We start from the raw sequence: 24105 nt of genomic DNA on the forward strand, positions 1-24105 counted from the left end.
AACGCAGCCGTGAACATGCAAGTCCTTGCCCTCGCCTTCCTTGCCACCGCCGCTGTCGGGGGCATCGCCTGGGTCTTCCTTTATCCAATGCTGTCCGGGGAACGGAAGGCCGAGAGCCGCCGCGCCTCGATCTCGCGCGCCGAGGCGCCCACGGCCCGCGCGGCCGAGAAGACGCAGCGCTCGCGCCGCGAGCAGGTCGAAACCTCGCTCAAGGATCTCGAGGCGCGGCGCCAGCAGGAGAAGAGCGTACCGCTAAGTGTTCGCCTGTCGCAGGCCGGCCTCGACTGGGCGCCGCAGAAATTCTGGATCGTGTCCGCCGTCGTGGCGGGCGTGCTGTTCGCGCTCGCCTTGTTCATTGGGGGCGGCCTGCTCGGTGCCGCCGGCCTCGCTTTTGCCGGCGGCTTCGGTCTGCCCCGCTGGGCGCTGAGCTTCCTGAAGAAGCGCCGCGAAGCCAAATTCCTGAAGGCGCTGCCCGACGCGGTCGACGTCATCGTCCGCGGCATCAAGGCGGGCCTGCCGCTGTTCGAATCAATCAAGGTCGTCGCCGCCGACGCGCCGGAGCCGCTGCGCTCCGAATTTCTGTCCATCATCGAGACGCAGGCGATCGGCATGCCGCTCGGCGAGGCCTGCACGCGACTCTATGATCGGATGCCACTGCCCGAGGCCAATTTCTTCGGCATCGTCATCTCGATCCAGCAGAAATCGGGCGGCAACCTCTCCGAAGCACTCGGTAACCTCTCCAGGGTGCTGCGCGACCGCAAGAAGATGAAGGAGAAGATCCAGGCGATGTCGATGGAAGCCAAGGCCTCGGCCGGCATCATCGGCTCGCTGCCGCCGATCGTGATGTTCCTCGTCTACCTCACGACGCCGGGATACATCTCGATTCTTTGGACTCATCCCACCGGCCAGCTCATGCTGGTCGGCTGCGTCGTCTGGATGTCGATTGGCATCATGGTGATGAAGAAGATGATCAATTTCGACTTCTGATGGTGCCTTATGGTAGAGTTCCTCGTTGCGAAACTTCACGACGTCCACTTCATGACGATGCTGCTGGCGGCCATTGCCGCCAGCGCCACCGTCTATACACTGGTGATGCCGCTGTTCGCCGGCGAAGGCCTTTCCAAGCGCATGAAGGCGGTGGCGAACGAACGTGAGCGCATCCGGCAGCGCGAGCGCGAGCGCCTCCACAAGAGTGAAAAAGTCTCGCTGCGCCAAACGCCGAAGCAGCTCGTCTCGAAGGTCGTCGACGACTTCAACCTGACCAAATGGCTCGCGCAGGAAGCTGCGCGGGACAAGCTCATCATGGCAGGTTATCGAGGCCAGGCGCCCTACATCACCTTCCTGTTTGCCCGCCTGGTTGCCCCGATCGTGCTGTTCGTCGGTTCGATCGTCTACGTGTTCCTGATCGCGCATATGCAGCAATCGATGCCGATCAAGATCGGCATCTGCGTGGGTGCGGCCTATCTCGGACTTCAGGCACCGATGTTGTTCCTCAGGAACGCGATCTCCAAGCGTCAACTCTCGATCAGGCGTGCCTTTCCCGACGCGCTCGACCTGCTCCTGATCTGCATCGAGTCCGGCATGTCGGTCGAGATGGCATTCCGGAAGGTCGCGGTCGAAATCGTGGGCCAGTCGATCGCGCTGTCGGAGGAGTTCACCCTGACCACGGCCGAGCTGTCCTATTTGCAGGATCGCAAGGTCGCCTACGAGAACCTCGCGCGGCGCACCGGACTCGAGGGCGTCAAGTCGGTATGTCTCGCGCTCCAGCAGGCGGAGCGTTACGGCACCCCGCTCGGCCACTCCTTGCGGGTGATGGCGCAGGAAAACCGCGACATGCGCATGAACGAAGCCGAGAAAAAGGCCGCAGCACTGCCGCCGAAGCTGACGGTGCCGATGATCCTGTTCTTCCTGCCGGTGCTGTTCGTCGTCATTCTCGGACCGACCGGCATCAAGGTCACCGAGATGCAATGACGTTAGACGCGGACCGCGCACGGTCCGCGGCTGCCTTCAAGATTGGACGATCAAGATTGGAAGATCACGTCTGATCAGTCGGACTGGCCGAGCGAGGCGACCGGGGTCCGCTTCGGTGCACCCCGCCTGATATCGCTGCGGGTCAGCATTTCCTTGAGATAGGCGACATTGGCCGCAGCCTGGTCCGGCGGCAGGTCCGCCTTCACGATGGTCTCGGCTTCGGCGAAGCGGCCCTGGAGACCGACGACCAGACCGAGATTCTGCCGCACCCGCGCGCTTGCGTGCGGCGAGGCATAGGCTTGCCGCAGCGCATCTTCGGCCTTCGGCAGGTCTCTCGACAGCATGTAGGACAGGCCGAGATTGGAGAGCACGCCGGGATCGCCAGGCGCGATCTTGAGCGCGCTCGCATAATAGGAACGCGCTTCTTCGTGACGGCCCATCTGATCGAGCGCGGTCCCCTGCACCGAGAGCAGGCGCCAATCCGGGTTGTCGGGCGAATGCGCCTTCGTCAGCACGTCGAAGGCTTGCTGGAAATTGCCGTTATCGGAGAGCGCGCGGCCGTATTGCGCCATCAGCGCCTTGTTGCCGGGATTGGCGATGGTTGCCTGCTCGAGCACGGCGGCGGCCTGGGCGCGCTGGCCGTTGGCGCGCAGGGCCTGGCCGTAGGCGAGCGCCGCGTCGGCGTCCTTGGGATTGGCACGATAGCGCTCGCCATAGACTTGGGCAGCGCGCGCGGGATCGGTGGGAGCGGCTTCGGCCCGCGGCCCGACCGAGCCCGTGACGTCGGAGAGTTTCGACATCGCCGTGCAGCCGCCGAGGCCCATGGCCAACGTCGCGACCAGCGAGGTGGACGCAAGAAGCCGGGCAAGACTGAGCCGGTCAAGACTGAACCGTTGACGCATGACGCTTTGACTCTCGAGCCGATTGATCGAGCCGAACGCGCCAGCAATAGACTGTTAACCCTAACGGCCGGTTAATGCCCCCGGCCCGCGCCCGTCACTGCGGGCCTGCGGCGGCATCTCGCCGCCGAGATCCGCATCGAGGCCGAGCGCCTTCGCCTGCTCGTTCAGGTCCCGCAGCAATTGCAGGCGTTGCCGCGTCTCGATCTCCACATCGATGCCCGGGCGCGCCACCCACGGCAGTTCGCGCCGAAGATCGTCACGATTGATCAGACGCCTCGCGCGGAGCTCGTCGAGCTGAAAACTGTCGATGCCGAGCACATTTGCGGATTGCTCGATCAACCGACGCAGCAGCGATGTCACCACGGCCACGGCGTCGACGTCATGCTTGCGTGCGGATCTCGAGGACTTGCTTTCGAGATCGGCCCAGACGTGAGAGGTGACGAGATAGACGTGAAGCAAATCGGCCCAATCCACCTCGCCGTCGGCATAGAAGGCGCGGCGCAGCAGGAGCCGGCGGGCGAATGCTGCGACCTGATCCCGCTTCAGCGTCGTGCATGCGTCGATCTCGATGCCCGACTGGACGGCCGGATCTCGGGAAAAATCCCGCCCGGCCGGCAGCCTGACGACGCCGTGCGGCAGGTTGGAATCGAGCGGCCTGAAGGCACCATCCTTGCGCGGACGTGAGTAGCGGGCGATCGCAAAGCGATACTCGATGCGGCCGCCATGGGACATCGGGTGGGACATCGGGCCGAAATGGATGACGTTGAAGCCGGCGTCGTCACCGGCCTGCCCGGTCGATGACGGACAGGCCAAGACGTAGATCGTGCGCCAGAATGCATCATCGCTCTCGCTCGTGGCGCGCGGATCGGGAATCGAATAGCGCGTCAGCCCTTCGACATGTCGGTGTCCGTGCAGAACCAGATCGACGTTGAGCGATGTCGCCGCTTCGAGGAAGGTCGCGGGCGCGGCGAGATACATCAGCGGCTCGTCGGGCACGCCGAGAAACCGCTTTCCTTCTCCGGTCGCCTGCGGCAGTGGATGATGGTGCAGCGCCAGCACGCGCACGAGGTTTTCCACCGGCTCGGCATAATCGGCGCGGCCGCCCGACCCGAGGCTCCCCGCGAGTTCGACGCTCAGCCGCGCGGACGCCGAAACCATGGCATTATAGGCGCTCTGGTCGACGTTGCCGCTCGCGAGCGTTGTGAGGCTCGCGCGGTTGGAATCCAGCAGCACCAGATCGAGGCCGGCCTGACGGTAGTAGACGCTCTTCGAGGTCCGCGGCAAGTGCAGGTAATCATAGACGTCGTGGCGGCCTGCACGCTGGCTCGGTCGCTTGACGTCGTGATTGCCGGCAATTGCCTGGATGTCGGTGAACAGCCGGGTCTGCCGGAACGATGCAATGACGGCGAGCGCTTCGTCGAGCGCGGGTGGCGTCGGGTCGTCCACGATATCGCCGGTGATCAGCAGGATACGATCGGGAATGTCCGCGAAGTCCGCCATCCTCTCGCGAATCGCGGCGTTGAGCGTCTCGATCGTCGCAAGCAGCCGACCCGACCCGTCCAGATGCAGGTCGGAGATCTGTACGATGACGAACGATCTATCCATTTTGCGCCGCTTGTTTGCAAATGCCGCGCCGCCTAAACGATAAGAGAAATGCCTTCGACGATAAGGGGTCTCTCCGGTCTCAACCGGGCCGTGATGACCCAGGGTAAGAATCGACTCTCGCTGCGTGCACAACCGCACGATACAATCTAAAATATCGGCCAATAATGCCACAACTCCAGCGCTAGTAAAGCCCTGCGGCAGCTCGCGTGAACCGCATGAGATACGGGTTCCGCCCGATGATGGTTTCGCTCATCAGCTCAATATTCGATGGCGAGCCGCTTGCGGATTTCGTCAACGCGCTTGTCGAGCGAATCGAACCGCGCGTGAACGGAGCGGTCGTGGAGATAGAAGACGTAACCACCGGCAAGGAACGCGAATATCCAATGATGATGCTCGACATAGCCAAAAATCGCCTCGACCGCCTGGCCGATGAATGTGACCGCGCTCCACACAAATTCCATTGCATTTCCTCCCGGCCGGCTTTGTCGTCGGCCGCCGGAGATCTCCGCACCCGACGGCCGTTGCCGGAACCTAGCATGGCCCCCTTGCTGCGAGTAGCGGATCGCTGAACGATGGCAGCAAAGCTGATTGCGGCGGCGACGAAACTCTGCGAAATCTCGTCCGTTCGTATGACCCGCTCGATCTGACGATCCGGACCCGCCAATGCCTTCTGTCTTTGAGACCTCGCCTACCGCCATCCCGATCACCTTCGTCACCAAATCGAGCTGGGATCAGGTCGCCGAGGGGCTACCGGCGGCGCAACGCCAGTTTGCCACTGCGAGCGCGTTTACCGCAAAGCCGGGTGGCTATCTCGCGCTGCCCGCGCCCGATGGCGCGATCGCGCAAGTGCTGTTCGGGCTCGAGGACGAAGGTGCAAGATCGCGCGACCTGTTCCGACCGGGCGCCCTGCCCGGCCTGCTGCCACCAGGCATTTATCGCTTCGCCAATGCGCCGCACGATGCACGGCTCGCCGCGCTCGCCTTCGCGCTTGGCAGCTACCGCTTCGCCCGGTACCGCAAGGCCGATCGCCCCGAGGTCCGCCTCGTGCCACCCGACGGCGTCGACGCGACCGAGATCAACCGCATGGCGGACGCCGCAATGCTGGCGCGCGACCTCATCAACACGCCGGCCAACGACATGGGGCCGGAGGAGCTGGCCGCAGCCGCGCAAGATCTCGCCGCCGAATTCGGCGCAAGCTTTGCCTGCACCATCGGTGACGACTTGAAGACGAATTTTCCGCTGATCCACGCCGTCGGCATGGCCTCGGACCGCGCGCCGCGGCTGATCGACATCGGTTGGGGCGACCCGGCTCATCCCAAGGTGACGCTGGTCGGCAAGGGCGTCTGCTTCGACACCGGCGGGCTCGACCTGAAGCCGTCGAGCGGCATGCTGATCATGAAGAAGGACATGGGGGGCGCCGCCAACGTGCTGGCTCTGGCGCGCATGGTGATGGATGCGAAGCTGAAGGTGCGGCTGCGCGTGCTGATCCCGGCCGTGGAGAACGCGGTGGCGGGGAATGCCTTCCGCCCGCTCGACATCTTCACCTCGCGCAAGGGCATCACTGTCGAGATCGGCAATACGGACGCGGAGGGGCGGCTGGTGCTCGCCGACGCGCTGGCGCTTGCGGACGAGGAAAAGCCGGACCTGCTGATCGATCTCGGCACGCTGACGGGAGCGGCACGCGTCGCGCTGGGGCCGGATTTACCGCCCTTTTACACCAATGATGAGACGCTTGCCGCCGACGTCGCACGATGCGCGGTGAAGGAGAACGATCCGTTGTGGCGCATGCCGCTGTGGCCGCCTTACGATGCGTGGCTGGACTCTAAGACGGCCACCATCACCAACGCACCGTCCGGCGGCTTTGCCGGCTCGATCATCTGTGCGCTGTTCCTGCAGCGCTTCGTCGAACAGGCCAAGAGCTGGCTGCATGTCGACATCTACGGCTGGACGCCGTCGGCGAAGCCCGCACGCCCCGAGGGCGGCGAGTGCCAGGCCGCGCGCGCGATCTACGCATTGCTGAGCGAGCGCTATGCGTGATCCAGGACTCGATCCAAAATACGATCCAAGCCCCGATCCAAGGCTGACACCCGCGCGCGGCGACCTCGCCGCAAAGTATCTCGAAGGCAAGGTGCAGGCGGATCGCTTCGTCACGGGCGAGGAATTCGAGATAGTCGAGGCGATCGCGCCCGTGCGCGAGCAGCCGTCGCCGAACGCGATGCTGATGACACAAGCGTTGCGCGGCGAGCGCGTCACGGTCTACGACCGCAACGGCGAAGGCTGGGCGTGGGGTCAGCTTTCGGGTGACGGCTATGTCGGCTGGCTGCCGGACGCAGCGCTGATGAAGCCCTCGGCTGCCCCGACCCATATAGTCGTTGCGCTGCGAACCTTTGCCTTCCCCGGTCCCTCGATCAAGCTGCCGCCGGCAGACACGCTGGTGATGGGATCGAAGATCGCGGTTGCAAGCGAGAACGGCAGCTTCGCCGTGACGCGCGACGGACAATATCTGCCGAAGGCTCATCTCGTCCCGCTCGGTCGTCGCGAGCCGGATTTCGTCGGAGTCGCCGAGCGTTTCGTCGGCACGCCCTATCTCTGGGGTGGAAAGAGCAGCCTTGGCGTCGATTGCTCCGGCCTCGTCCAGGTCTCGCTGACATCGGCGGGGATCGGCTGCCCGCGCGACAGCGACATGCAGCAGGCCGGGCTCGGCCGCGCGCTGGAGCCGCATGAGCAGAGGAGCTTGCTGCGCGGCGATCTCATTTTCTGGAAGGGCCATGTCGCCATCGTCCGCGATGGCAGCACAATGGTTCACGCAAATGCGCATCACATGGCAACGGTGATCGAACCAATCGAGCCGGCCATCGCAAGGATCAAGCAAGCCGGCAGCGAGGTCACCGCGATCAAGCGGCTCTGACGGACGCTACGTCGCCGCCGACCCGTTCCCCGCCGTCTCCAGCCGGAACGCCGCCGCAAACAGCGCGCGCGTGTAATCCGTCTTCGGGTTCTTAAAGAGCTCGGCGGCCTGGCCTTCCTCGACCACCTTGCCGCCGCGCATCACGATCAGATGGCTGGCGAGCGAGGCGACGACGCGCAGATCGTGCGAGATGAACATGTAGGTGAGATCGCGACGGCGCTGCAATTCACGCAGCAGATCGACCATCTGCGCCTGAATCAGCATGTCCAGCGCACTGGTCGGCTCGTCCAGCACGACGAAATCCGGCTCCAGCACCACCGCCCGCGCGATGCTGATGCGCTGGCGCTGGCCGCCGGAGAATTCATGCGGATAACGGTGACGGGTATCCGGCTTCAGTCCGACGTCCTCGAGCGCCTTGACGACGCGCTCCTCACGCTCGCCGCGCGAGAGCTGCGGCTGATGCACGGTGAGGCCTTCGGCGACGATGTCGGCGACCGACATGCGCGGGCTGAGCGAGCCGAACGGATCCTGGAACACGATCTGCATGTCGCGCCGGAACGGCCGCATCTCCTTGAAGCGGAGACCCTGGATATCCTTTCCCAGGAACACAATGCGTCCATTCGAGGAGATCAGCCGCAGCAATGCGAGCCCCAGCGTGGTCTTGCCCGAGCCGGACTCGCCGACGACGCCGAGCGTCTCGCCCTTGCGCACGGCGATGCTGACGCCGTCGACCGCCTTGATGTGACCGACCGTCTTGCGCATCAACCCGCGCTTGATTGGGAACCAGACCTTGAGGTCGTCGGCCGACATCACCACCGGCGCATCCGGCTGCGGCGGCGCCGGATCCGGCTTCGGTTCCGCGGCGAGCAAGTCGCGCGTATAGGGATGCTTCGGGCTCTTGAAGACCTGCTCAACCGGCCCCTGCTCGACGATCTCGCCGCCCTTCATGACGCAGACCTGGTCGGCGATGCGGCGCACGATGCCGAGATCGTGGGTGATGAAGAGCAGGCTCATGCCGAGCCGGCTGCGAATCTCTGCGAGCAGCGTCAGGATCTGCGCCTGCACGGTGACGTCGAGCGCCGTGGTCGGCTCGTCCGCGATCAGGAGGTCCGGCTCGTTGGCGAGCGCCATCGCGATCATCACGCGCTGGCGCTGGCCGCCGGAGAGCTGGTGCGGATAGCTCTTCAGCCGCGTTTCGGGCTCGGGAATGCCGACCTGCGTCAGCAATTCCAGCGTCCGCCTGCGCGCCTCGGCATTGCTGGTCGGATTGTGCAGCTGGATGATCTCGCCGATCTGCGCCTCGATCGTGTGCAGTGGATTGAGCGAGGTCATCGGCTCCTGGAAGATGATCGAGATGTCGCTGCCGCGAATCTCCCGCATCTCCTGCTCCGACCGGTCGATCAGTTCCTGTCCCTTGAAGCGGATGCTGCCCGAGGGATGCGAGGCGTTCGGATAGGGCAAGAGTTTGAGGATCGAAAGCGCGCTGACCGACTTGCCGGAGCCGGACTCGCCGACCAGCGCCACGCACTCGCCGCGCCTGATCTGGAACGAGACCTTGTCGACCGCGAGCGTGGTGGCGCCGCCCTGGTGGAAGGCAACCGAGAGCTCGCGCACGCTGAGCAAAGGCTGATTGATCGCGTCCATTGGCCTACCTGAACGTCTTGCGCGGATCGAAGGCGTCGCGCACGGCCTCGCCGATGAAGATCAAGAGCGACAGCATGATCGCAACCGAGAAGAAGCCGGAGAAACCGAGCCAGGGCGCCTGCACGTTGGACTTGCCCTGCGACAGCAACTCGCCGAGCGACGGCGAGCCGGGCGGCAATCCGAACCCGAGGAAATCGAGCGCCGTCAGCGTCATCACCGAACTCGACACGATGAAAGGCAGGAACGTCATGGTCGCGACCATCGCGTTCGGCAACAGATGCCGGAACATGATGACCTTGTTCGACACGCCGAGCGCCCGCGCCGCCTGGATGTACTCGAAATTGCGCCCGCGTAGAAATTCCGCGCGCACGAGTCCGACCAGCGACACCCAGGAAAACAACAGCAGGATGCCGAGAAGCACGAAGAAACCGGGTACGAGCACCGACGACAGGATTAGCAACAGATAGAGCGAAGGGATCGCGGTCCATATCTCGATGAAACGCTGAAACAACAGGTCGATCCAGCCGCCGAAATAGCCCTGCACCGCGCCGGCCGCGATGCCGACGACGGAGGAGACGATGGTCAGGCAGAGGCCGAACAGCACCGAAATGCGGAAGCCGTAGATCAGCCGCGCTACCACGTCGCGGCCCTGATCGTCGGTGCCGAGCCAGTTGTATTCGAGATCGCGGCAGCTCTTGAGGCCCTTCTTCTCGACCACAGGCTTGCACTGCGCTTCCGTCAACATCCAGGTCGGCTTCGACGGCGCCGGCGTCGGCAGATCGAGATTGTGGGTGTCGTAGGAATAGCGGATCAGCGGCCAGACGATGCTGCCGCCCTTGTCCCTGATCAGCTTCTGCAAATAGGGATCGCGATAGTCGGCTGCGGTTTCGAAGTCGCCGCCGAAAGTGGTTTCCGAATAGGTGACGACGGACGGCCAATAGAGGTGGCCATCATATTTGATCAGGAACGGCCGATCGTTGGCGATCAGTTCGGCGAACAGCGACACCACAAACAGAATCAGGAAGATCCAGAACGACCAATAGCCGCGCCGGTTCGCCTTGAAATTCTGCCAGCGGCGCCTGTTGAGTGGCGATGGCACGAACGGTTTGCGCGTCATCGGCACGGCGTCGCCGAGCGGCGACTTCGCAGTGGTTTCGATCGGCGTGGTAGGGGCGGCCAGTGTCATCAGACCTCCCGCGCCTCGAAATCGATCCGCGGATCGATCCACATATAGGTCAGGTCAGAGATCAGGTTGATCACGAGGCCGACGAGCGAAAAGATGAAGAGCGTACCGAACACGACGGGGTAGTCGCGGTTGAGAACGCTCTCGAAGCTGAGCAGTCCCAGCCCATCCAGCGAGAAGATGGTCTCGATCAGAAGCGAGCCCGAGAAGAAGGCGTGAATGAAGGTGCTGGGAAAGCCAGCGATGACGATCAGCATCGCGTTGCGGAAGACGTGACCATAGAGCACCCGATTCTCGCTGCAGCCTTTCGCGCGCGCGGTCATCACGTATTGCTTGCGGATCTCGTCCAGAAACGAGTTCTTGGTCAGGAACGTCATTGTGGTGAACGCACCGAGCCCCATGGCGATCAGCGGCAGCGTCAAATGCCAGAAGTAATCGATGATCTTCCAGTACCACGGAAACTGCGACCAGCCGTCTGACGTCAGTCCGCGCAGCGGGAACCAATTGAAGAACGAACCGCCGGCAAACAGGATGATCAGGAGGATCGCGAACAGGAAGCCGGGTATAGCGTAGCCGAGCACGAGCACGCTCGAGGTCCAGGTGTCGAAGCGCGTCCCGTCCCTGACTGCCTTGCGGATGCCGAGCGGAATCGAGATCAGGTAGGTGAGCAGCGTCAGCCAGATGCCGAGCGAGATCGAGACCGGCAACTTCTCCTTGACGAGCTGCAGAACGCTGACGTCGCGGAAATAGCTCTTGCCGAAATCGAAGCGGGCGAAATTCCACACCATCAATGCGAAGCGCTCCGGGGCCGGCTTGTCGAAGCCGAACTGCACTTCCAGCTTTTTGATAAAATCGGGATCGAGGCCTTGCGCGCCGCGATATTTCGAATTGATGGCGTCGCCGCCAGCGCCTAACTGCCCCGGGGCGCGCTGCGCAAAGTCGCTGCCGCCCGAAATGCGCGAGGTACCGCCGGTGTCGGCGCCCGAGAGCTGCGCGATCACGCGCTCGACCGGTCCGCCCGGCGCGAACTGCACGACGATGAAGGAGACGAAGAGGATCCCGAGCAAGGTCGGGATCATCAGCAGGATACGGCGGGCGATATAGGCGCTCATGGCTGTTTCGCCTGCTCGAGCTTGGCGGCCTTGCCGCCATCATGCCACCAGATATCGGGGGCGCCGACGCCGTTGGCATAACGCGGCAGCTTCTGCGGGCGGCCGAACTGGTCCCAATAAGCAAGCCGGTGCGTCTTGTTATACCATTGCGGCACCCAATAGCGGCCGGCACGGAACAGGCGATCGAAGGCGCGGCAGGCGACGGTCAATTCCTCGCGGGTGTCAGCCGCCATGATCTTCTCGATCATGGCATCAATGGCCGGACTGGCGACGCCCGCGAGATTGTACGAGCCCTTCGTTGCCGCGACCTGCGACGAGAAGAACGAGCGCATGGCATCGCCCGGCGTAGCCGACATGCTGAAGCGTTGGATCGTCATGTCGAAGTCGAAATCTTCCTGGCGCGCCTTGTGTTGCACGGCATCGACGAGGCGCACGCTCGCTTCGATGCCGAGCGTCGCGAGATTCTTGATGTAGGGCCCATGGTGCGGCTGGAATGAAGGCTCGTCCAACAGGAATTCGATCCTGAATATCTCACCGTTCGGCAGCACCCGCTTGCCGTCCTTGATCGGCAGGCCGGCCTCGCTCAGTAATTGCTGCGCCTTGCGCAACAGGCTGCGGTCCTGCCCGGAGCCGTCCGAGACCGGCGGCGTGAACGGCGCGGCAAACACCTCGTCGGGAACCTGGCCGCGAAACGGCTCCAGCAGCTTCAACTCTTCCGGCGGAGGAGGCCCGTCGCTGGCCATGAGGTCCGAGTTCTGGAATGGCGACACCGTGCGGGCATAAGCACCGTACATGATGGTCTTGTTGGTCCACTCGAAGTCGAAGGCATCGATCAGTGCCTCGCGCACGCGAGGATCCCTGAACTTGTCGCGCCGCGTGTTGATGAACCATCCTTGTGCACCGGACGGCGTGTCGTCGGGCACGACCTCCATCTTGACGCGCCCATCCTTTACGGCAGGAAAATCATAACGCGTCGCCCAGAGGCGAGAGGTGAACTCCTCGCGGTAGAGATAGTTCTTGCCGGTGAAACCTTCGAAGGCGACATCGCGGTCGCGGTAGAATTCGTAGCGCACAACGTCGAAATTGTAGCTACCACGACAGGGGGGCAGATCGGCAGCCCACCAATCCTTGACGCGCTCGTATTCGATGTAGCGGTTGACCTCGAACTTGCCGACCTTGTACGGGCCCGAACCCAACGGGATCTCCAGAGACGTTTCGTCGAACGGACGGGAGGCATAGTAGGCTTTCGAGAAGATCGGCAGGCTCGCCACATAGAGCGGCACGTCACGCGCGCGTCCCTTGGCAAAAGTGACGACAAGCGTCGCCTCGTCGATCGCTTCCGCGGTGACCATGTCGCGCATCTGCACGATGATCAGTGGGTGCCCCTTGGCCTTCAGCGACGTCAGCGAAAACGCCGCGTCGTGAGCGGTGAGCTTGGTGCCGTCATGGAATTTCGCCTCGGGCCGTATCGTGAAGCGGTAGACCAGCCTGTCCGCCGATATATTTACAGATTTCGCGGCAAGCCCGTACATCCCGTCCGGTTCGTCGTTGGCTCGCACCATCAGCGGCACAAAGGTCATATCCATGCCCTGCGCGCCGTCGCCTTTGAGGATGAAGGCATTGAGCGAGTTGAAGGTCTGGTAGGACTGGTTGTAGGCGCGCACCGACGGGATCAGCGAAAAAGTGCCGCCCTTCGGCGCGTCGACATTGACGTAGTCGAAGTGATGGAAATCGGCGGGATATTTGAGGTCGCCGAAGGCCGACATGCCGTGGGCCTCGGCGGGCATCTCGGACGCTGTCGCGCCCCGGAGCCGGGCGGCGCTGAACGCGCCACCGACACCCAGGGCCAGCACATGCCGGCGTGAAAGCTGCGTCATGCGAGAAATGCCCCTCACGACTTCTTTGCGATCCGCGCCGCCTTGTCCGCGTCGTACCACCAGATGAACGGAAAGCCGGACTGACCGTATTTGGGCAATTCCGCCGGCCGACCGAAGCGATCCCAGCGCGCGGTGCGCACCTTCGTATAAGTCCACTGCGGCACGACGTAGTGATTCCACAGCAGCACGCGGTCGAGTGCCTTGGTTGCCGCGACGAGATCGTCGCGACCCTTGGCGTAGATCACCCGCTCAATCAGCTTGTCGACCGCCGGATTCTTGATGCCGGTAATATTGCGTGAACCGGCGATGTCGGCCGTCTTCGATGACCAGAATTCGCGCTGCTCGTTGCCCGGCGACTGCGACTCGCCCCAGGAGTTGGTGACGATGTCGAAATCCCACTCGCGCGTCCTGTTCTCATACTGGGTGGGATCCACTGTCCGCACGCTGACGGCAATGCCGAGCCGTTCCAGCGACGGCTTGTAGAACAGCGTGATCCGCTCAAAGCTCGGATCCGAGTTCAGCAGCTCAAGCGAGAACTGAGCGCCGGTCTTGACGTCGATCAGCTTGCGGTCGCGCACCTCGTAGCCGGCTTCCTTGAACAAGCGCAGTGCCTCGCGCAGATTGTCGCGCACGGCTTCCGGACTGCCGCCGACTGGATTGGTATAGGCCGTCGTGAAGACTTCGGGCGGGACCTCGGCGCGGACCGTCTGGAGGATCTCGAGCTCCTTGCCCTGCGGCAACCCGGTCGCCATCAGCTCATCGATGCCGTCGAAATAACTGCTGATGCGCTTGTATTGGCCGTAGAAGATCTGCTTGTTCATCTCCTCGAAGTCGAACGCGTAATTAAGCGCGCGTCGCACGCGCGCATCTTTGAACTTGGCGCGGCGCAGGTTCGGCACGAAGGCCTGCATGACGCCCGAGCTGCGATTGGCGAACTCCTCGAGGATCACGCGCTTTTCGGTGACGGCCGGGAAGTCGTAGGCCGTCGCCCAGTTCTTCGCGCTGTTCTCGGTGCGCCAATCGACCTGATCGGCCTTGAAGGCCTCGATCGCCACGGTGGCGTCGCGGAAATACTCATAGCGCAGCTCGTCGAAATTATTTCGGCCCACATTGGCCGCGAGGTCGCGCCCCCAATAATCCTTCACGCGCTCCAGCGCGATCGACCGTCCGGCAACGAATTCCTTGACCCGGTAGGGGCCCGACCCCAGCGGCACTTCGAGCGTGGTGGCGGAGACATCGCGCTTCCGGCCCTGCGCGTCCGTTCCTTCCCACCAATGCTTCGGCAGGACCGTGAGCTGCCCGACAATCTGCGGCAGCTCGCGATTGCCCGGTGCGTCGAACACGAATTTCACCTCGCGCTCACCGACCTTCTCGGCCTTCACCACATGGCTATAATAGGCCGAGTACATCGGGTGGTGCTTCTTGAACGAATCGAGCGAGAAGATCACGTCGTCCACGGTAACAGGCTTGCCGTCATGCCAGTTGGCTTGCGGCCGCAAGCGGTAAGTCACGGAGGAGAAATCATCCGGATGGCTGACGGCCTCGGCCAGCGCGCCGTATTCGGTCGAGACTTCGTCGAGCGAGGCCGTCGTGAGGGATTCGTAGATGAATGCCACGGCACCGGCGACTTGCCCCTTCACACCGGAGACGACGATGTTGAAATTGTCGAATGTGCCGACGGCGATCTGGCGTGCGACGCCGCCTTTGGGCGCTTCCGGATTGACGTAGTCGAAGCGCTTGAAGTCGGCGGGGTATTTGACCTGTCCGAACAGCGACAGCGCGTGTCGCCAGGTCAGCTCACTGGCGGATTGCGCGTGTGCCGCGCCGACGACGGGAAGGCCCCCTACGGAACCAAGGGCGGGGAGCGCTGCGGCAGCGGTGCCGGTGAGCAGGAGATCGCGTCGGGTAATGGCCAAATCCACATTCCTGTCTTGAAGGAGGCTACTCCTTTAAGTTCCCAATATAGGCGAGGTTTCGACGGAATATGTTGCTTTTTCCTCATCTTGGAAGCCCGGCCGCTCCATCCAGTGCGGCCAAACGCCCTGATAACGTCACCGCGAGGCCCGGATATAAAAACGGCCAGGCTTTTCAGCCCGGCCGCATAGTCCAAGATGGGGTTTCGAGGCTTTTACTTTGAGGCCGTCGGCAGCGGCTGCGGATGCTCCGAGAGCGAATTCAGATAGGCAATGACGTCGGCACGCTCGGAATCCTTGGGAATGCCGGCGAAGCCCATTGCGGTGCCGGGGATGAAGCCCTTCGGGCTGGCGATGAACTTGTTGAGATCGTCGAACGTCCAGGTGCCGCCCTTGGCCTTCATGGCAGCCGAGAAGTTGAAGCCGCCACGGCCCTCGCCCCGCTTCTCGCCGACGACGCCATAGAGATTAGGACCGACGCGATTCGGGCCGCCCTTCTCGAAGGTGTGGCAGGCGCCGCACTTTTTGGCGGCGGAGGCGCCCTTCTCGACCGAGGCGGTCTGGAGCAGCTTTTCGATCGGCTCGGCAGCCGCGGCGGCAGCGCCGCCTTCCTTGCCGTGGCCGGCGTCTTCCTTCACGGCGATCTCGAAGCCCGGCTTTTCCGGCATCTTGGGCGAGAACAGCGCATTCGCGGTGAAGCTCGTCACCAGCAGAAGGAGACAGGTGCCGAGCACGGCACCGAGAATCTTGTTCAGTTCGAAAGAGTCCATTTCCGGCCAGGCCCCACACCGCAAGAAGGATCGAGCGGCCCAAAGCGGCCGCCAGGACGAGCCTCGAAGAATCAACGTTCCTTAATTGTTTCCCCGAGTTTTGCCATTGAGATATCGGTTTGCCCGGGGTCTGGCAACCCGTATAAGCGAGCGGGCTTCACGCCCGTCCCCACCCCATTTCCCGGCGCGGAAAACGCCCCGTTTCCAGGCCCTTGACCCGATGACCGATCCTCGCATCCTGGTGCTGATCCCGGCCCGCATGGCCGCGACCCGCCTGCCCGGCAAGCCGCTCGCCGATATCGCGGGGCAGCCGATGATCGTGCACGTGATGCGCCGCGCCGAGGCCGCCGGGATAGGCCGGGTCGCGGTCGCAACCGACACCGCGGAGATCGCGTCCGTCGTGACCGCCCATGGCGGCGAGGCCGTGATGACCCGCCCGGAGCACCCCTCCGGCTCCGACCGCATCCACGAGGCCATGCAGAAGCTCGATCCGGACGGCAAGGCCGAGATCGTGGTCAATCTCCAGGGCGATTTCCCGACCATCACGATCGACAATATCCGCGAGGTGCTGCCGCCGCTGCAAGACCCTGCCGTGGATATCGCAACGCTGGCTTCGCAAATTCACACCGAGGAGGAGGATCTCGCGCCGAGCGTCGTGAAGGCGATCGGGACCTCGCTCGGGGGCAGACGCATGCGCGCACTTTATTTCACCCGCGCAACCGCGCCGACCGGCGACGGGCCGCGTTACCACCATATCGGTCTCTATGCCTATCGCCGCGCCGCGCTGGAGCGCTACGTCCGGCTTCCGCCCTCGCCGCTGGAACTGCAGGAGAAGCTCGAGCAGCTCCGGGCGCTCGAGGCCGGAATGCGCATCGACTTCACCATTGTCGATACCGTGCCCCGCGGGGTCGACACGCCCGCGGACCTGGAAACCGCCCGCAGCATCCTTTCCAAATCCTGAGCCGCTGTTACAAGGCCGAGCATGAGCAAGCTGAAAATCGCATTCCAGGGCGAGCCTGGCGCCAATTCCCACATCGCCATCGTCGAGGCCTATCCCGACGCCGAGCCGATGCCCTGCGCCACCTTCGAGGACGCCTTGTCGGCGATCTCGTCGGGCGAGGCCGATCTCGGCATGATCCCGATCGAGAATTCGGTGGCAGGCCGCGTCGCCGACATCCATCATTTGCTTCCGGCCTCCGGCCTCTTCATCATCGGCGAGTGGTTTCTGCCGGTCCGGCATCAGCTGATGGCGGTGAAGGGGACCAGGCTCGAAGACATCAAGAGCGTCGAGAGCCACGTGCACGCGCTCGGCCAATGCCGGCGGATCATTCGCAAGCTCGGCATCAAGCCCATCGTGCACGCTGATACGGCCGGCAGCGCCCGCGACATTTCCGAGCGTAACGATAAGTCCGTCGCCGCGATCGCCTCGCGTCTCGCCGCAAAGATTTACGGCCTCGACATTTTGGCTGAGGACATCGAGGACGAGGCCCACAACACCACGCGCTTCGTGGTGCTGGCGCGCGAACCGAAATGGGCCGCACAGGGCTCCGGTCCGCTGGTCACGACTTTTGTGTTTCGGGTGCGCAATTTGCCGGCCGCGCTCTACAAGGCGCTCGGTGGTTTTGCCACCAACGGCGTCAACATGACCAAGCTCGAGAGCTACATGGTCGACGGCAATTTCTTCGCCACCCAGTTTTACGCCGACGTCGACGGCCACCCCGAGGACAAGGGCCTCGCTTTCGCGATCGAGGAGCTGAAATTCTTCTCACGCGAATTCCGCATCGTCGGCGTGTATCCGGGTCACCCGTTCCGCGCGACGATGGAATAGTTTCGTGTCCTGGACGCGCGAAACGCGAGCCGGGATCAAGACGCTGCGAAGCGCAGAGGCGCGAGAGCTTTATCCGACCGCCTTAAGACCGAACGCCTCCGCCAGCAGCGAATAGGATTTCTTTCGCGCCTCGTGATCATACACAGCGGTGATCACCATCAACTCGCCGGGCTTGCTCGCATCGATAAGCGGCTGGAGCCGCTTCTGCACGGTTGCGGGGCTGCCGACGAACAGGCGCGAGCGGTTGCGCTGGATCGAGGTGCGCTCCGAGTCGGTATAGGGATAGGCCAGCGCCTCTTCGACGCTCGGCAACGGAAGATACTGGCCGCGATCGCGGCGCAGGCGATTGAGGTCGAAAGACGCCGCAAGCTCTTCGGCTTCCTCATCCGTGTCGGCCGTGATGACGGCGACCGCGAGGATCGCGCGCGGGCTCGCGCTCCAGGCCGAGGGCTGAAAACGATTGCGATAATGCACCATCGCATCGATCGCATCGTGGGACGCAAAATGATGCGCGAATGCGAAGCCCATGCCGACCTGCGCGGCGAGCTCCGACGAATAATCGCTCGAGCCGAGCAGCCAGATCGGCGGCAACGGCGTATCGTCGGGCATCGCGACGACGTTGTGGTAGGGATGGCCCGAGGGGAATTCCCGGGTCTGCCACAGGATCAATTCGTGCAGCCGCTCCAGGAAATCGTCGCCTTCGCGACGGTCGAGCCGGCTGCGCAGCGCATAGGCCGTGGCACCGTCGGTGCCGGGGGCGCGACCGAGGCCGAGATCGATGCGGCCGGGAAACAACGCCTCCAGCATCTTGAAGCGCTCGGCCACGACCAGCGGCGCGTGATTGGGCAGCATCACGCCGCCGGAGCCGACGCGGATGTGCTTCGTCACCGCCGCGATCTGCCCGATCATCACGTCGGGCGCTGGACTCGCGACCGAGGCGAGGTTGTGATGCTCGGCGAGCCAGTAGCGGACATAGCCGAGCCCGTCGACATGGCGCGCCAGGTCGATGCTGTTGCGCAGCGCCGCGGCGGGCTTTGTGCCAGTTGTGACGACGGAGAGGTCGAGGACTGAGAGCGGGATCATGGCGCGCTAACGTAGCGGAGGGCGGCGCAGCGGCAATGGCAGGGCGCGCAGGTCTGACGTGCAGGCCACGGGCTCGCGCGACTTCGCCGCGGCGTTGGGACAGAGGTCACGCCGATATTGCAATTTTCATACTGCCCACCACACGATCTCGCACCAAATAGCCCCACATCACCATTAAGTGTCCGAAATATCTATGCTTTCAACTGACTGCTCTCATCCCACGTCTATCTGAGTCTGCAGGTAATTTTCTATTATATAAATGAAAGTGGGCAATTTCCCATCTCTGATGGGCTGTCGAGTGCGACCGCTTTGGCCTATCTTGACCTCTCCCAATCTAGACCTGACCGCCGGCCGCCAACGACCCGGCGAGCCCTTGGAGTGAGTGGTGCCCATGACTGACGCGACGATGCCTGCCCACACCGACGGGCAAGACGGGCACCTGAAGCGGCCTGCGATTTCGTTCGAGTTCTTTCCGCCCAAGACGGAAGATATGGAGCGCAATCTCTGGGACACCATCAACCGGCTGGCCCCGCTCGACCCGAAATTCGTCTCTGTGACCTATGGCGCCGGCGGCTCGACCCGTGAGCGCACCCACTCGACCATTTCGCGCATCCTGAAAGAAACCGCGCTGCTGCCGGCCGCGCATCTGACCTGCGTCGGCGCCTCGCGCGGGGAGATCGACGAGATCGTCGACCGCTATCACGAGGTCGGCGTCCGCCACATCGTGGCCTTGCGCGGCGATCCCGCGGGCGGCATCGGCACGGCCTATTCCAGCCATCCCGACGGCTATCAGAGCTCCGCCGATCTCGTCGCCGGCATCAAGAAGCGCCACGGCGATATCGAGGTGTCGGTCTCGGCATACCCTGAGAAGCACCCCGAGGCGCGCGACTTCGACGATGACATCGACACGCTGCAGGCCAAGGTCGATGCGGGCGCGACCCGCGCGATCACGCAGGTGTTCTTCGATAACGACCTCTATTTCCGCTATCTCGACCGCGTGCGCGCGCGCGGGATCAACATCCCGATCGTGCCGGGCATCATGCCCATGCATAATTTCAAGCAGGCGCGAGCCTTCGTCACCCGCGCCGGCACCTCCGTGCCGGACTGGTTCGCCGCGAAGTTCGAGGGGCTCGACGAGGACGCCGAGACCCGCAAGCTGGTGGCGGCCACCGTCGCCGCCGGCCAGGTGCAGAAGCTCGCGAAGCACGGCGTCGACACCTTCCATTTCTACACCATGAACCGCGCCGATCTCGTGTTCGCGATCAGCCATTTGCTCGGCATTCGCGCCAAGAGCGCGCAGAAGGCGGCTTAAGACACCATGACCGTATCCACCTCTCCCAAGCGAACCGCCCTGCTCAACGCCGCGCGCGAGCGCATTCTCGTGCTCGACGGCGCCATGGGCACGATGATCCAGAACCTCCAGTTCGACGAGGCCGCCTTCCGTGGCGAGCGCTTCAAGACCTTCCATCGCGATTTGCGCGGCAACAACGACCTCTTGATCCTGACCCAGCCGCAGGCGATCGAGGACATCCACGCCGCCTATCTGCGTGCCGGCGCCGACATCGTCGCCACCAACACCTTCTCCACGACCTCGATTGCCCAGGCCGACTACGATCTCAGCGACATCGTCTACGAGATGGCGCGCGAAGGCGCACGCCTCGCCGGCAACGCCGCACGCCGCGTCGAGGCCGAGGACGGCAAGCCGCGCTTCGTTGCCGGCGCCATCGGACCGACCAACCGCACCGCCTCGATCTCGCCCGACGTTTCCAATCCCGGCTACCGCGCCGTCACGTTCGACGACTTACGCAAATCCTATGGCGAGCAGATCAACGGCATGCTCGACGGCGGCGTCGATCTGCTGCTGGTCGAGACCATCTTCGATACGCTGAACGCCAAGGCGGCGCTCTACGCGATCGCCGAGATCACCGAGGAGCGCGGCATCGACATGCCCGTGATGGTGTCGGGCACCATCACCGACAAGTCCGGCCGCCTGCTGTCCGGCCAGCTCCCGGAAGCGTTCTGGCATTCGGTACAGCACGCCAAGCCCGTCACCATCGGCTTCAACTGCGCACTCGGCGCGGAAGATCTTCGCGCCCATATCGCCGATATCGGCCGCGTCGCCGACACGCTTGTTTGTGCCTATCCCAATGCCGGCCTTCCCAACGAGTTCGGCCAGTATGACGAGACCCCGGAATACATGGCCCGCCTGGTCGGCGAGTTCGCGCGTGATGGTTTGGTCAACATCGTCGGCGGCTGCTGCGGCACCACGCCGGACCATATCGCTGCGATTGCCGCTGCGGTCGCGCCGCACAAGCCGCGCATCGTGCCGGAGATCGAACCTCGCTTGCGGCTCTCCGGCCTCGAGCCGTTCATCCTGACCGACGCCATTCCTTTCGTGAACGTCGGCGAGCGCACCAACGTCACCGGTTCCGCCCGCTTCCGCAAGCTGGTCACCGCCGGCGACTACACCGCCGCGTTGCAGGTCGCGCGCGACCAAGTCGAGAACGGCGCGCAGATCATCGACGTCAACATGGACGAAGGTCTTCTGGACTCGGAAGCCGCGATGGTGACCTTCCTCAACCTCGTCGCCGCCGAGCCCGACATCGCCCGCGTCCCCGTGATGGTCGACAGCTCGAAATTCTCTGTGATCGAGGCCGGCCTGAAATGCGTGCAGGGCAAGCCGGTCGTCAACTCGATCTCGATGAAGGAGGGCGAGGACAAGTTCATTCACGAGGCCAGGATCGCCCGCCGTCACGGCGCGGCCGTCGTGGTGATGGCGTTCGACGAGGTCGGCCAGGCCGACACGTTCGCCCGCAAGACCGAGATCTGCAAGCGCGCCTACGACATCCTGGTGAACCGCGTCGGCTTCCCGCCGGAAGACATCATCTTCGATCCGAATATCTTCGCGATCGCGACCGGCATCGAGGAACACAACAATTACGGCGTCGACTTCATCGAGGCGACGCGCTGGATCCGCAAGAACCTGCCGGGCGCGCACATTTCGGGCGGCGTGTCCAATCTGTCGTTCTCGTTCCGCGGCAACGAGCCGGTGCGCGAGGCGATGCACTCGGTGTTCCTGTATCACGCCATCAAGGCCGGCATGGACATGGGCATCGTCAATGCCGGGCAGATGATCGTCTATGACGACATCGATCCCGAATTGCGCCAGGTGTGCGAGGACGTCATTCTCAATCGCGACCCTGGTGCGTCCGAGCGTCTGCTGGCGCTCGCGGAAAGATTCCGCGGCAACAAGACCCAGACCAAAGAAGCCGATCTCGCTTGGCGCGAATGGCCGGTGGCGAAGCGGCTGTCGCATTCGCTGGTGCACGGCATCACCGAGTTCATCGAGCAGGATACCGAAGAGGCCCGCAAGGCTTCGAAGCGCCCGCTCGACGTGATCGAGGGACCGCTGATGGCCGGCATGAACGTGGTCGGCGATCTCTTCGGCGACGGCAAGATGTTCCTGCCGCAGGTGGTGAAGTCGGCCCGCGTGATGAAGCAGGCTGTCGCCTGGCTGATGCCGTTCATGGAAGAGGAGAAGGCGCGCAATCTCGCCAACGGCATCGGCACGGAAGGCTCGTCGTCCGCCGGCAAGATCGTGCTCGCGACCGTCAAGGGCGACGTCCACGACATCGGCAAGAACATCGTCGGCATCGTGCTCCAGTGCAACAATTACGAGGTGATCGACCTCGGCGTGATGGTGCCGGCGGCCAAGATAGTCGAGACCGTAAAGGCGGAGAAGGCCGACATCGTCGGGCTGTCAGGCCTGATCACGCCCTCGCTCGACGAGATGGCGTTCTTCGCCGGCGAATTGCAGCGCGAAGGCCTCAAGCTGCCGCTGCTGATCGGCGGCGCCACCACGAGCCGCGTGCATACGGCCGTGAAGATCGACCCGAGCTATCGCGCCGGCCCCGTGGTGCATGTCAACGACGCCAGCCGCGCGGTTGGTGTTGCGTCTGCTCTGCTGTCGCCCGAGAGGCGCGAGGCCTATGCCGCCGAAGTCCGCGCCGAATACGCAAAGATCTCGGATGCGCATATGCGCGCCCAGGCCGACAAGAAGCGGCTGAAGCTGGCGACCGCCCGCGCCAACCGCGTGCCGGTCGACTTTGCCGCGAACAAGCCGGTGAAGCCGACCTTTCTCGGCACCAGGAGCTTCGACGACTATGATCTCGCCGAGCTCGTGCCCTATATTGACTGGACGCCGTTCTTCCAGACCTGGGAGCTCGCCGGGCGCTTCCCCGCCATCCTCGACGATGCCAAGGTCGGCGAGGTCGCGCGCTCGCTCTACGACGACGCGCGGAAAATGCTCAACCTGATCGTCAAGGAGAAGTGGTTCCGGGCGCGTGCGACGGTCGGCTTCTGGCCGGCGAACGCCGAGGGCGACGACATCGTGCTCTACGCCGACGAGAGCCGGACCAGGACGATCGCGACGCTGCACACGCTGCGCCAGCAGCTCGAGAAGCGCGAGGGCCGTTTCAATGCGGCGCTGTCCGACTTCGTCGCGCCTGCCACTACCGGCGTGCCCGATTATGTCGGCGGCTTCGTCGTCACTGCCGGCATCGGCGAGGATGTGGTCGCCGACCGGTTCAAGATGGCCAATGACGACTACTCCTCGATCCTGTGCAAGGCGCTGGCCGATCGCCTTGCAGAGGCCTTCGCCGAGCGCATGCATGCCCGCGTGCGCCGCGAGTTCTGGGCCTATGCGCCGGACGAGGCGCTCTCGACCGATGAGTTGATCCTCGAAAAGTACCAGGGCATCCGTCCCGCCCCCGGCTATCCCGCGCAGCCCGATCACACCGAGAAGGCGACGCTGTTCGAACTGCTCGACGCCGAGAACACCGCCGGCGTGAAGCTGACCGAGAGCTTTGGGATGTGGCCGGGCTCTTCCGTGTCGGGGCTCTATCTCGCCAGTCCCGAGAGCTATTATTTCGGCGTCGGCAAGATCGAGCGCGACCAGGTCGAGGATTATGCCGCACGCAAGGGCATGAGCGTCGCCGAGGCCGAGCGCTGGCTCGCGCCGATCCTGAACTACATCCCGGCGCGAGAGGGCGCGAGCGACAAGGCGGCATTCGCGGCAACGCCTGCGAACGACGAGACGTCGAAGGAGCTTGCCTCGCATCCGCCGGGCTGCACCTGCGCGGTGCATTTGGTCTGGCAGAAGAAGCGCGCGGGCGCGGGCTAGGCGCCCTCCAAACAAAAAACGCGAAATCAACCCCATGCACAGTAGACATGGGGTTGAAAAGGCTCAATCATTTTCGGTCTTGCCGAAATGGCTTGCGGCGTCGGGCAAAACACCTGTATGAATGCAT

The 24105-nt window shown here is 63.7% G+C and carries 18 protein-coding genes; 8 read left to right on the top strand and 10 right to left on the bottom strand.

Going from position 1 to position 24105, the window contains the following annotated elements; all coding sequences use genetic code 11:
• Positions 1-9: 9 nt before the first annotated feature.
• Complete coding sequence (locus tag AC0L3P_RS11845) at positions 10-987, top strand: type II secretion system F family protein (protein WP_473301960.1); 978 nt, start codon at positions 10-12, stop codon at positions 985-987.
• 9 nt (positions 988-996) lie between these two features.
• Positions 997-1971: a type II secretion system F family protein gene (locus AC0L3P_RS11850; protein WP_473301961.1), complete on the top strand. Its 975-nt coding sequence runs from the start codon at positions 997-999 to the stop codon at positions 1969-1971.
• Between the two features lie 74 nt (positions 1972-2045).
• On the opposite strand, the gene AC0L3P_RS11855 is transcribed toward AC0L3P_RS11850, so the two are convergent.
• The 3 genes from AC0L3P_RS11855 to AC0L3P_RS11865 all read right to left on the bottom strand — a co-directional run bounded on the left by AC0L3P_RS11855 (position 2046) and on the right by AC0L3P_RS11865 (position 4939).
• The gene (locus AC0L3P_RS11855) at positions 2046-2873 is read right to left on the bottom strand and encodes a tetratricopeptide repeat protein (RefSeq protein WP_275172293.1); all 828 of its coding nucleotides are present in this window, start codon (positions 2871-2873) and stop codon (positions 2046-2048) included.
• Positions 2874-2933: 60 nt separating this feature from the next.
• Positions 2934-4478 carry a metallophosphoesterase family protein gene (locus AC0L3P_RS11860; protein ID WP_473301962.1) on the bottom strand — a complete coding sequence of 515 codons (1545 nt, stop codon included), beginning with the start codon at positions 4476-4478 and terminating at the stop codon, positions 2934-2936.
• Between the two features lie 257 nt (positions 4479-4735).
• The gene (locus AC0L3P_RS11865; protein WP_473301963.1) at positions 4736-4939 is read right to left on the bottom strand and encodes a hypothetical protein; all 204 of its coding nucleotides are present in this window, start codon (positions 4937-4939) and stop codon (positions 4736-4738) included.
• Positions 4940-5141: 202 nt separating this feature from the next.
• Here AC0L3P_RS11865 and AC0L3P_RS11870 point away from each other — a divergent pair, with 202 nt between their 5' ends.
• The gene (locus tag AC0L3P_RS11870) at positions 5142-6515 is read left to right on the top strand and encodes a leucyl aminopeptidase family protein (protein WP_473301964.1); all 1374 of its coding nucleotides are present in this window, start codon (positions 5142-5144) and stop codon (positions 6513-6515) included.
• A complete protein-coding gene (locus tag AC0L3P_RS11875; protein WP_473301966.1) occupies positions 6508-7386 on the top strand; it encodes a C40 family peptidase in 879 nt (292 codons plus the stop codon). The genes AC0L3P_RS11870 and AC0L3P_RS11875 overlap by 8 nt, the downstream gene beginning before the upstream one ends.
• A gap of 6 nt (positions 7387-7392) precedes the next feature.
• Here AC0L3P_RS11875 and AC0L3P_RS11880 read toward each other — a convergent pair whose 3' ends face one another.
• The 6 genes from AC0L3P_RS11880 to AC0L3P_RS11905 all read right to left on the bottom strand — a co-directional run bounded on the left by AC0L3P_RS11880 (position 7393) and on the right by AC0L3P_RS11905 (position 15885).
• Positions 7393-9030: an ABC transporter ATP-binding protein gene (locus AC0L3P_RS11880; RefSeq protein ID WP_473301967.1), complete on the bottom strand. Its 1638-nt coding sequence runs from the start codon at positions 9028-9030 to the stop codon at positions 7393-7395.
• A gap of 4 nt (positions 9031-9034) precedes the next feature.
• Positions 9035-10216, bottom strand: a complete 1182-nt coding sequence (locus AC0L3P_RS11885; RefSeq protein WP_473301968.1) for an ABC transporter permease — start codon at positions 10214-10216, stop codon at positions 9035-9037.
• Complete coding sequence (locus tag AC0L3P_RS11890; RefSeq protein WP_007605353.1) at positions 10216-11325, bottom strand: microcin C ABC transporter permease YejB; 1110 nt, start codon at positions 11323-11325, stop codon at positions 10216-10218. The genes AC0L3P_RS11885 and AC0L3P_RS11890 overlap by 1 nt, the downstream gene beginning before the upstream one ends.
• Entirely contained in the window at positions 11322-13202 is a 1881-nt protein-coding gene (locus tag AC0L3P_RS11895) for an extracellular solute-binding protein (RefSeq protein ID WP_473301969.1), read from the bottom strand. The genes AC0L3P_RS11890 and AC0L3P_RS11895 overlap by 4 nt, the downstream gene beginning before the upstream one ends.
• Positions 13203-13216: 14 nt before the next feature.
• Positions 13217-15118, bottom strand: a complete 1902-nt coding sequence (locus AC0L3P_RS11900) for an extracellular solute-binding protein (RefSeq protein WP_473301970.1) — start codon at positions 15116-15118, stop codon at positions 13217-13219.
• Between the two features lie 212 nt (positions 15119-15330).
• Complete coding sequence (locus tag AC0L3P_RS11905) at positions 15331-15885, bottom strand: c-type cytochrome (RefSeq protein WP_275172302.1); 555 nt, start codon at positions 15883-15885, stop codon at positions 15331-15333.
• Between the two features lie 220 nt (positions 15886-16105).
• On the opposite strand from AC0L3P_RS11905, the gene AC0L3P_RS11910 reads away from it, so the two are divergent.
• Together AC0L3P_RS11910 and AC0L3P_RS11915 are read left to right on the top strand one after the other, a co-directional pair.
• Positions 16106-16846 (top strand): 3-deoxy-manno-octulosonate cytidylyltransferase, encoded by a 741-nt coding sequence (locus AC0L3P_RS11910; protein WP_473301973.1) that lies wholly within the window; start codon positions 16106-16108, stop codon positions 16844-16846.
• A gap of 21 nt (positions 16847-16867) precedes the next feature.
• On the top strand, positions 16868-17713 hold the full coding sequence (locus AC0L3P_RS11915) for a prephenate dehydratase (RefSeq protein ID WP_473301974.1): 846 nt from the start codon (positions 16868-16870) through the stop codon (positions 17711-17713).
• A gap of 69 nt (positions 17714-17782) precedes the next feature.
• Here AC0L3P_RS11915 and AC0L3P_RS11920 read toward each other — a convergent pair whose 3' ends face one another.
• A complete protein-coding gene (locus AC0L3P_RS11920; protein WP_473301975.1) occupies positions 17783-18796 on the bottom strand; it encodes an LLM class flavin-dependent oxidoreductase in 1014 nt (337 codons plus the stop codon).
• 391 nt (positions 18797-19187) lie between these two features.
• On the opposite strand from AC0L3P_RS11920, the gene metF reads away from it, so the two are divergent.
• Both metF and metH read left to right on the top strand, forming a co-directional pair.
• Positions 19188-20108, top strand: a complete 921-nt coding sequence (gene metF, locus AC0L3P_RS11925) for a methylenetetrahydrofolate reductase [NAD(P)H] (RefSeq protein WP_473301976.1) — start codon at positions 19188-19190, stop codon at positions 20106-20108.
• Positions 20109-20114: 6 nt separating this feature from the next.
• Positions 20115-23978, top strand: a complete 3864-nt coding sequence (metH, locus tag AC0L3P_RS11930; RefSeq protein ID WP_473301977.1) for a methionine synthase — start codon at positions 20115-20117, stop codon at positions 23976-23978.
• The last annotated feature ends 127 nt before the right edge of the window (positions 23979-24105 follow it).

The organism is Bradyrhizobium sp. WSM4874 (assembly GCF_055811835.1).

Excerpts from the sequence above, each read along its gene's own strand:
- AC0L3P_RS11890 (WP_007605353.1), bottom strand. The coding sequence starts at position 11,325 with ATGAGCGCCTATATCGCCCGCCGTATCCTGCTGATGATCCCGACCTTG.
- AC0L3P_RS11920 (WP_473301975.1), bottom strand. The coding sequence starts at position 18,796 with ATGATCCCGCTCTCAGTCCTCGACCTCTCCGTCGTCACAACTGGCACA.
- metF (WP_473301976.1), top strand. The coding sequence starts at position 19,188 with ATGACTGACGCGACGATGCCTGCCCACACCGACGGGCAAGACGGGCAC.
- metH (WP_473301977.1), top strand. The coding sequence starts at position 20,115 with ATGACCGTATCCACCTCTCCCAAGCGAACCGCCCTGCTCAACGCCGCG.
- AC0L3P_RS11850 (WP_473301961.1), top strand. The coding sequence starts at position 997 with ATGGTAGAGTTCCTCGTTGCGAAACTTCACGACGTCCACTTCATGACG.
- AC0L3P_RS11905 (WP_275172302.1), bottom strand. The coding sequence starts at position 15,885 with ATGGACTCTTTCGAACTGAACAAGATTCTCGGTGCCGTGCTCGGCACC.
- AC0L3P_RS11855 (WP_275172293.1), bottom strand. The coding sequence starts at position 2,873 with ATGCGTCAACGGTTCAGTCTTGACCGGCTCAGTCTTGCCCGGCTTCTT.
- AC0L3P_RS11870 (WP_473301964.1), top strand. The coding sequence starts at position 5,142 with ATGCCTTCTGTCTTTGAGACCTCGCCTACCGCCATCCCGATCACCTTC.
- AC0L3P_RS11915 (WP_473301974.1), top strand. The coding sequence starts at position 16,868 with ATGAGCAAGCTGAAAATCGCATTCCAGGGCGAGCCTGGCGCCAATTCC.
- AC0L3P_RS11880 (WP_473301967.1), bottom strand. The coding sequence starts at position 9,030 with ATGGACGCGATCAATCAGCCTTTGCTCAGCGTGCGCGAGCTCTCGGTT.
- AC0L3P_RS11910 (WP_473301973.1), top strand. The coding sequence starts at position 16,106 with ATGACCGATCCTCGCATCCTGGTGCTGATCCCGGCCCGCATGGCCGCG.
- AC0L3P_RS11860 (WP_473301962.1), bottom strand. The coding sequence starts at position 4,478 with ATGGATAGATCGTTCGTCATCGTACAGATCTCCGACCTGCATCTGGAC.
- AC0L3P_RS11875 (WP_473301966.1), top strand. The coding sequence starts at position 6,508 with ATGCGTGATCCAGGACTCGATCCAAAATACGATCCAAGCCCCGATCCA.
- AC0L3P_RS11885 (WP_473301968.1), bottom strand. The coding sequence starts at position 10,216 with ATGACACTGGCCGCCCCTACCACGCCGATCGAAACCACTGCGAAGTCG.
- AC0L3P_RS11865 (WP_473301963.1), bottom strand. The coding sequence starts at position 4,939 with ATGGAATTTGTGTGGAGCGCGGTCACATTCATCGGCCAGGCGGTCGAG.
- AC0L3P_RS11895 (WP_473301969.1), bottom strand. The coding sequence starts at position 13,202 with ATGACGCAGCTTTCACGCCGGCATGTGCTGGCCCTGGGTGTCGGTGGC.